General features: G+C 65.6%; 6 protein-coding genes. 1 reads left to right on the top strand and 5 read right to left on the bottom strand.

Annotated features, from left to right (window positions below; genetic code table 11):
- The coding region (locus QOD90_RS16750; RefSeq protein ID WP_526351656.1) for a type I glutamate--ammonia ligase at positions 1-592 on the bottom strand (592 nt) is incomplete at its 3' end.
- A 213-nt stretch (positions 593-805) separates the two neighbouring features.
- Between QOD90_RS16750 and QOD90_RS16745 the strand changes: the two genes are divergently transcribed.
- Positions 806-2,362, top strand: a complete 1,557-nt coding sequence (locus QOD90_RS16745) for an amino acid permease (RefSeq protein ID WP_526351654.1) — start codon at positions 806-808, stop codon at positions 2,360-2,362.
- Between the two features lie 14 nt (positions 2,363-2,376).
- Here the strand turns inward: QOD90_RS16745 and QOD90_RS16740 are convergent, their stop codons facing one another.
- The 4 genes from QOD90_RS16740 to QOD90_RS16725 all read right to left on the bottom strand — a co-directional run.
- On the bottom strand, positions 2,377-5,721 hold the full coding sequence (locus QOD90_RS16740; RefSeq protein ID WP_526351652.1) for a DEAD/DEAH box helicase: 3,345 nt from the start codon (positions 5,719-5,721) through the stop codon (positions 2,377-2,379).
- Positions 5,722-5,773: 52 nt separating this feature from the next.
- Positions 5,774-6,337, bottom strand: a complete 564-nt coding sequence (locus QOD90_RS16735) for an alpha/beta fold hydrolase (protein ID WP_526351650.1) — start codon at positions 6,335-6,337, stop codon at positions 5,774-5,776.
- 62 nt (positions 6,338-6,399) lie between these two features.
- Entirely contained in the window at positions 6,400-7,062 is a 663-nt protein-coding gene (locus QOD90_RS16730) for a hypothetical protein (protein ID WP_526351648.1), read from the bottom strand.
- 13 nt (positions 7,063-7,075) lie between these two features.
- On the bottom strand, positions 7,076-8,443 hold a 1,368-nt coding region (locus QOD90_RS16725), incomplete at its 5' end, for a cobyric acid synthase (RefSeq protein ID WP_526351646.1).

Raw genomic sequence — 8,443 nt, 5'->3', positions numbered from 1 at the left:
CGCAGTACAGCCCCGCGCCTTCCATCCCGACCCGGATGTCGCGTAGCAGCGGTTCCATCCTGGTGGAGGCCAGCATCGCGTAGTCGATGTTGTAGTCGGTGGCGGCGGTCAGGCCGGTGTAGCCCTTCGACCACGCGTCGCGGAAGGAGTCGTCGAAGACCATGAACTCGAGCTCGGTGGCCGCGACCGCGACCATGTCGCGTTGCGCCAGTCGGTCGAGCTGAGCGCGCAAGATTCCCCGCGGCGCGGGACCGACGGGCTTGCCGTCGTGCCAGCCGAGGTCGGCCATCACCAACGCAGTACCCGGCAGCCACGGAATGTTGCGCAGCGTCGAGAAGTCCGGCGTCATCACCATGTCGCCGTAGCCAGCCTCCCAGCTGGACATCGCATATCCGTCGACGGTGTTCATGTCGACGTCGACGGCCAGCAGGTAGTTGCAGCACTCGGCTCCGTGCTCGATCACGTCGTCGACGAACAGCCGGGCCGAGATCCGTTTGCCGGTCAGCCGGCCCTGCATGTCGGTGAAGGCGACGATGACGGTATCGACGTCTCCTTCGGCGACCAACTTCTCCAGCTCGGGCAGCTGGAGCATCCCTGTCCTAGCGGTTCCCTTGGTCACGTGCCCTGCCTCTCAAAGCCGACGAACATGGGTCTGAGTCAACCATTGGATTTGGTTCACCGCGCATTCTGTTCGCAGATTTACTCAATCGTCACTGCCAAAGGTAGGACACAAGACCATTGCCACTCTATTGTCCGTAAGCAGTGAGCGCACTCTCGTGCGCCTGCCCCGAGAAGGAGAACTACCGTGCCAGAGGGTCACGAAGAACTGTCCGACGACGAGAAGCACCTTGCGTCACTCGGCTACACCCAGGAGCTGAACCGCACGTGGTCCAGCTTCAGCAACTTCGCCATCTCGTTCTCAATCATCTCGATCCTGGCGGGTTGCTTCACGTCTTTCGGCCTCGGCTGGAACAACGGCGGGCCGGCCGCCATCGCCTGGGGCTGGCCGATCATTTCGATCTTCATCCTCATCATCGGGCTGTGCATGTCGGAGTTGGTGTCCGCATATCCGACGTCGGGCGGCATCTACTGGTGGGCCAGCAAGCTCGGTGGTGCAAAGGCGGGTTTCTACACCGGCTGGCTGAACCTCATCGGGCTGATCGCCATCCTGGCGTCGGTGGCCTACGGCTGCGCCACCTTCCTGGATCTGACCCTCGGCACGTTCAGTGAAACCTGGCTCGCCGGCTACAGCCTGACCAGGACGTTCGTCATCTTCGTCGTCATTCTGGCGATCTCGGCGACGATCAACATCTTCTCGTCGCACCTTCTCGCCGTGATCAACAATGTCTCGGTGTGGTGGCACGTGGCCGGCGCGATTGCCGTCGTCCTGATCCTGTTCCTCATCCCCGAGCAGCACGCAAGTTTCAGCGACGTGTTCGCCACGACCGTCAACAACACGGGCTTCTTCGGCGGCTCGACGTCCAGCGTGGGCTTCCTGTTCTTCGTGCTGCCAATCTCGGCGATCCTCACCCAGTACACGATCACCGGTTACGACGCCTCGGCGCACCTTTCCGAGGAGACCATGAGCGCGGCCGACGGTGCGGCGAAGGGTATCTGGCGGTCGATCTTCTACTCCGCCATCGGCGGCTGGATTCTGCTGCTGTCGTTCCTCTTCGCCGTCCAGGACGTCGACGGGGTGACGAAGGGTGGCGGCGCGGTCGCGGTGATCTTCGCCCAGGCGATGGACTCCAAGTGGGTGGCGATCGTGCTGTTGATCTCGACCGCGGGCCAGTTCTTCTGTACCACCGCCTGCCAGACCAGTGCCTCGCGGATGTTGTTCGCCTTCAGCCGTGACCGCGCCGTCCCCGGCCATCAGCTGTGGTCCAAGGTGAGCAAGAACAAGATCCCGGCCAACGGTGTCATCGTCACCGCCGTGATCGCGGCGGCCATCACCCTTCCCGCGCTCGTGCAGGTCGACATCAACGGAGCACCGGTTCCCGTCGCGTTCTTCGCGGTGGTCTCGATCGGTGTGGTCGGCCTCTACCTGTGCTTCGCCGTGCCGATCTACTACCGCTGGAAGGCCGGCGACTCGTTCCCGGTCGGCAAGTGGAATCTGCGTGGTCACCACAAGTGGATGGCGCCGGTCGCCCTGATCGAGATCGTCGTCACCTCGATCATCGCCCTGTTCCCGACCTCCAACCTGGGCACCCCGTGGGATCCGGGCTTCGAGTGGAAGTACGTCAACTACACCCCCATCCTCGTTGGCACCGTGCTGATCCTGCTGTTCGTCTACTGGCACCTGTCGGTGAAGAAGTGGTTCACCGGTCCGATCAAGCAGGTCGAGGTGGCCGACCTCGTCTAGCGCTGAAAGGCCAACTACCCGAAGAGTTCTCGTACGTCCGAGGCGGTGACGGCCGACCCGAACACATCGCCCTCGTCGACGACGGCGGCAAACAGGTCGCGCTTGCGCGCCTGCAAGGCGACCACCTTCTCCTCGATGGTCCCTTCCGACACCAGCCGATAGACGGTGACCGGACGCGTCTGACCGATGCGGTGCGTCCGGTCGACGGCTTGGGCCTCCGCCGCCGGATTCCACCACGGGTCGCAGACGAAGCAGTAGTCGGCTTCGGTGAGGTTCAGGCCGAAGCCACCGGCCTTGAGGCTGATCAGGAACACCTGATTGGTGCCTGCCTTGAAGCTGCGGATCGCGGCGTCGCGCTGGCGGGAACTCGATGACCCGTCCAGATAGCTGTACCGGACTCCGACGGCATCCAGGTGGATCCGCAGGATGTCGAGGAATCCGGTGAACTGGCTGAAGACCAGTGCGCTGTGCTCCTCAGCCACCAGGACCGGCAACTGCTCGACCAGGAAGTCGACCTTCGCCGCGCCGACCTCCATCTTCGACTCGTCGACCAAACCGGCATGCAGGCTGAGCTGCCGTAGCAGCGTCAGCGACCGGAAGATCTGGAATCGATTCTTCTCCCAGTCCCCGAGTAGCCCAAGAACCTTCTGACGCTCGCGGGCCATGTGCGTGTCGTAGATCTTTCGATGCTTGGGACCGAGGTCGAGCGAGAGCACCTGTTCCTGCTTCGGCGGCAGTTCACCGGCGACCTGGTTCTTGGTCCGGCGCAACATCACCGGCTTGATTCGACGGCGCAGCACGGCCAACCGCTCCTTGTCACGGACCGTCTCGATCGGCTTGCGAAAGTGTTCGGTGAACACCTTGGGTGACGGGAAGAGGCCGGGTGCGGTGATCGACAGCAGCGACCACAGCTCCATCAGGTTGTTCTCCATCGGCGTGCCGGTGATGGCCAGTTTGAATCGGGCGTCGAGCCGACGCACGCACTGGTGAGTCTTGCTGGTGTGGTTCTTCACGAACTGGGCTTCATCGAGGATGACGCCCGCCCAATCGATCGCGGCGTACGCCTCGAAGTCGATGCGCAGCAGGGCGTACGAGGTGACCACGATGTCGGCGGTCGCCACCTGCTCCGCCAGCGATGTTCCCGATCGACCCTCGGTGCTGGTGACGGCGACCGCCGTCAGCCCTGGCGTGAACTTGTGACACTCGGCGACCCAGTTGGTGACCACGCTGGTTGGCGCGATCACCAGGAAGCGCCGGGAGCCCTGCTCGGCAACGCGCGCGATGAGGGCGAGGGTCTGCACGGTCTTGCCGAGCCCCATGTCGTCGGCAAGCACACCACCAAGTTCGTTGTCCCACAGGAAAGCCAGCCAATTCAGGCCGTCACGCTGGTAGTCACGCAGCGTGGCGTCGAGCCCTTCTGGCACGTCGATGGGCACCGGTGGCCGCGCCGTCGAAAGTCTGGCGAGGCGTTCTCGCCAGCTGGCCAGCTGCTCGTCGACGACGCCGAGGGCCAGTAACTCCTCCCACAGGGTGATGTTGCCCGATCCGGCATTCACCTTGTCGCCCTCGATCTCACCGAGCGCGCGAGCCTCGTCGATCAGATCCCGCAGACGCAGGAGTTCGGGTGTGTCGAGGCGGAAGTAGACACCGTTCGGTAGCAGCATATGTGTTGCACCCGAAGCCAATTCAGCGATGACCGCCGCGATGGGTACCTGCTGACCGTCGATCTGTAGCGCCATGCTCAGGTCGAACCAGTCGTTGCGGACCGGCTCGCCGTCGCCGCTGCCGAACTCGAGCTGCGGAACGTTTTCGGCGGCTCGGAAGTGGGGTGCACCCTGGTCCACTTCGATCGCGAAGGCGCCTCGGCAGTTCAGCTGCGGCAGCAGTTCGTCGATCAGCACCGCGGCCTCTACCAGGGTGAGATCGATACCCGAGCGAAGTGTCGCCGGCGAGGCCGCGGCGGCTGCGCCTGCCGCACCGTCGGAGGCGCCGATGGCCGTCAGCTCGTGGACCGCCTCTGCGGTCGCCAGCCCCTTCACGGCCTGCGTGAGATGTCGGACGGCCTGGTGTTTCCAGGTGCGCGACGCGGCAGCGACGACCCGCAGCGCAGGGGTAACGGCGTCCCAGGCACGCGCCTCGGCGTCGGCATCGCGGTACGCCGTGCGCGGTGGAACCACGTCGGGGTCGAAGTCGTGATGCCTGTCGTTGACCTGATAGCGGGTGCTCCAGTACGCGTGGACGCCGTCGGCCCCAAGCTTCACCATCAGTACCGGGATGGGCCCGCTGATGGTCGGCGGAGTGAACAGCCCCTCCTCGATGTCCACCGGCGTGACCGCGACCAACCGGGGAAGCACGTCCAGCGAGAACTCCGCGACCGTGTCGACGGGAATGTGCACGACTTCGTCGCGGGCGACGAGGTCCAGCGTCGTACGTGCGGGCAACGGATCGAACCGGCCCAGCCGCAGTACGCCGTCGATGACTTCGTACACCCCGTGGGGTGCAGGTGACCCGATGAGGCCGATACCAGTGCGATCACACCGCTCACCGTCGACGATCAACGCGACCGACATCGTTGCCCCGCCGTCGTCGGCGGAGCTGAACTCGAGCCGCATCTGCGCGCTCTTGACGAAGTCGACCGCCTGCAGACCGCTGTTGCCATCGGCGACGATGGTGACCCCAGCCTCAAGTGCCTCATCGAGCCGCGGCCAAAAGGCCGGCGGGACATAGGCGATCGACATCACGTCGCTGACGGGCACGATGCCGGTCCGCTGCACGTCGGTGACGAGTGCGCGGAGTGCGTCGTATTGGCGCCGATCGAACTCGGCGGCAGCGGCGTGATAGGCGAGACGTTGCCAGTTCAGGCCGGTCTTGATCCAGGTTCCGCGCTTGCCGATGGTGACGGGACGCAGCGCGATTTGGGTGCCCGACCGGTATCTGTTGGAGGGCGCGACGGAGAACTCCAACCCGATCGGCAGGCAGTGTTCGCTGCCCGCAGGCGCCAGCTCGTCCAGCATCTTGGTGAGCACGGTGCGCCAACGGTCGGCGGCGGGCGGTTGGGGATGGCCCGCAGCAGTCAGAAGGAGCGCGACCGCGTGTTTGCAGTACGCCACGACCGGACAAGAGCACTCCGCCCACGCCAGTCGGAGGTCGTCGCCGAAACGCTCGAAGCCGACGTGGACCAAGTACAGATTGTCGTCCGAGCCAGCGCAGTGACCGGACAGTTCGAGCCCGTCATCGCTCCACGCGGTGTTGCGGACGCGACCCAGATTGGCGTACCTGGTACCGCGGGTGACGGTCGCGGGTTCGAACTCGCCGAGTAGCTCACTCGTGTTGAGGACGAAGCCGTGCGACGACACCATGTGCGAAGGATAGGGAAGACGGCCGACAGACGCGCAACCTTCCCGTCCGGCTTCACCAGGTGCTGGTCCGGAGGACGATCTCGGCGGCCAGCTGCGCGGTGGACTCCGCGACGTTGCGTCGGCCGAGCAACTCGACGATGCGGTAGTCGCCGTACACGTAACGTTGACTGGCTTGGGCCACGTTCCGCGCCGCAGGTGTGCTGACCAGGGCCGTGGTGTTCACTTCCACGGGTGGGCAATGCTCGTCGCGGACGACGCCTGCTTGGTCGGGCACCCGCGGATGACCGCGGTCGACCACGACCAGCCCGATGAACCGATCCAGCCGGGTCGCGGCGAGCTCCCACGCCAGCTCGCCACCGACCCGGTCGCCCACCAGCAGCGCCCAGCGCACGCCGACGGCGTCGAGGATTCCGACCACGGACTTGGGGCTCAACCGCGGGTCAGGGGGGATGACGACGGTCCGCAGCGACGCGGTGTGCAACCGCTGACAGACGGCGTCGTACGCCGCAGGCCCATGATGCGCGGCTCCGAGCAGCACGACGGATGACCCCTTCTCGGGGCCCGACACGTCGACGGTCGCCGGAAAACCGTCGATGGTGAGCACGGTCGAAGGCATTGCGCCACGCTACAGGGATCGATCTTGTTAGGGCTGGTTTTAACGGGCTTGCAATACAACGCTCAGCGCTGTTGCAGCCGAACTGCCTGCTTGGCGGTGATGTCCAGAAACGTTTGCGGGAGCGACGCTTTGACGGAGATCGACGGATCGCCGGTCGGGAACGCGATACCGAACATCCCAGAATCACCAACGTTCTCGAATGCGAAGTACACGCTGCTCTCCGAGCCCTGCAACTGCATGGTCTGCTGGTACACCAGCGACTGCGGGCGCACGGCCTTCAGCTTGGTGGTGGTGATCAGGATCGGCTCCGATGCCTCGTCGAAGTACGTCAGATACAGCTCACATCGGGCTGCGGTGGCCGCCAGGTGCTTCAGGTCCAGCTCCGATCCGAGGACCGTCATGACGATCCGCGCACCGTCATAGGCGACGTCGTACTTCGCGGCGTTTCCCGGCCCGCGCTCCGCCGACGCGGCGATCACCCGGGTCAGCCCGTCCGCGCAGCCGTCGGGTTCGGACATCATCGCGGGCGGGCCGCCCTCACCGTCGGCCTGACCGAGTTGTTCGAAGATTCGGTCGTACCGGACTCCCGACGGGAAGTCTTCGGCCGTCAGCAGAGCGCCGTTCAGTCGCGCTCCCGGCCAGGTCGGTGTGCCCTTGACGGCACAGCCCGACAGCAGCATGACCACGCCCGCCACCGCGACGAGCACCTTCGCCGCCGACGACATCATCCAAGGCTAGTCACCGACCAGTGATCGCCGAGGCGATTACGGGCCGCGACGGTGCACCATGCTCGAGCAGGTCCAGCACCGCGGCGACGTCGAGACTGGCCGCCAGAAGGTCGGCCATCACCTCGAGCTGGGCATCGCGGCGGCCGGCCACGTTCACGTCGTCGGCGACGACGAAACCCTGCCTGCCTGCCGCCACCGCAGCGTCGGTGAGCCAGCGGCGGCGGACGTCGTCGTTGTCGAACAGGCCGTGCCAGTGCGTGCCGTACACGGCGCCGCGCCGAATGCCGACGCCCAGCCAGGGGTCATCGGCGGTCCGCGCGACCTGACCGTGGTGAATCTCGTACCCGCGCAACGGAACATCCCAGTGTTGCAACGTCTTGGTGGCTTCGAAGACGATGTCGGCGTCCAGGAGACCCAACCCGTCGACGTGACGCTGGCCCGACTCCACTGGATCGTCGATGGTTCGACAGAGCATCTGGAAACCACCGCAGATGCCGACCACGGCGCGCCCGGAAGCCGCGTGCGCCAGCACGCCATCGGCGAGGCCACGTTCCCGCAGCCACTCGAGATCGGACACAGTCGCCTTGCTGCCCGGCACGACGACGGCGTCGGCGTCCGCGAGGTCTGCGACGTCGGTGACCCACCGGACCAGCACGCCCGGCTCACACGCGAGTGCCTCCACGTCCGTGGAATTGGAGATTCGCGGCAGCCGGATGGCGGCCACCCGCAGCGAGTCCGCGCCGCGCGCCGGCTCGGGGATCCCGACGATCCGGTGCGATTGGACCGACAGCGAGTCCTCCGCATCCAGCCACAGGCCGTCGTCGTATGGGATGACGCCGTATGTCGGTCGCCCGGTGAGCCGTTCGAGCTGATCGAGGCCGGGTGCCAGCAGAGCGGGGTCGCCGCGGAACTTGTTGACCACGAATCCCGAGATGAGCCGCTGGTCGTCGGGTTCCAGCACGGCCACCGTTCCGAACAGGTGGGCCAGCAGGCCGCCGCGGTCGATGTCCCCGACCACCAGCACCGGAATATCGGCTGCCCGCGCCAGGCCCATATTGGCCAGGTCGGTTGCCCGCAGGTTGATCTCGGCCGGCGAGCCCGCCCCCTCGCAGATGACGGCATCGAATTCGCTTCTGAGCGAGCCGAGTTCGGCGTTGACCACCTCGGCCAGCCTGGCCCGGTGGTGGAAGTAGTCACCCGCTGCGACCGTACCCGCCACCTGGCCCATGACGACCAGCTGAGAGGTCCGGTCACCGCCAGGTTTGAGCAGAATCGGGTTGAACCGCACGCTTGGCTCAAGTCCCGCCGCCCGCGCCTGCATGGCCTGGGCTCGGCCGATCTCGCCGCCTTCGATCGTCACCGCCGAGTTGTTGGACAT

It is taken from the genome of Mycobacterium sp. (assembly GCF_032161845.1).
Classification (GTDB): Bacteria; Actinomycetota; Actinomycetes; order Mycobacteriales; family Mycobacteriaceae; genus Mycobacterium.
This window is presented reverse-complemented; position numbering and strand designations above follow the sequence as displayed.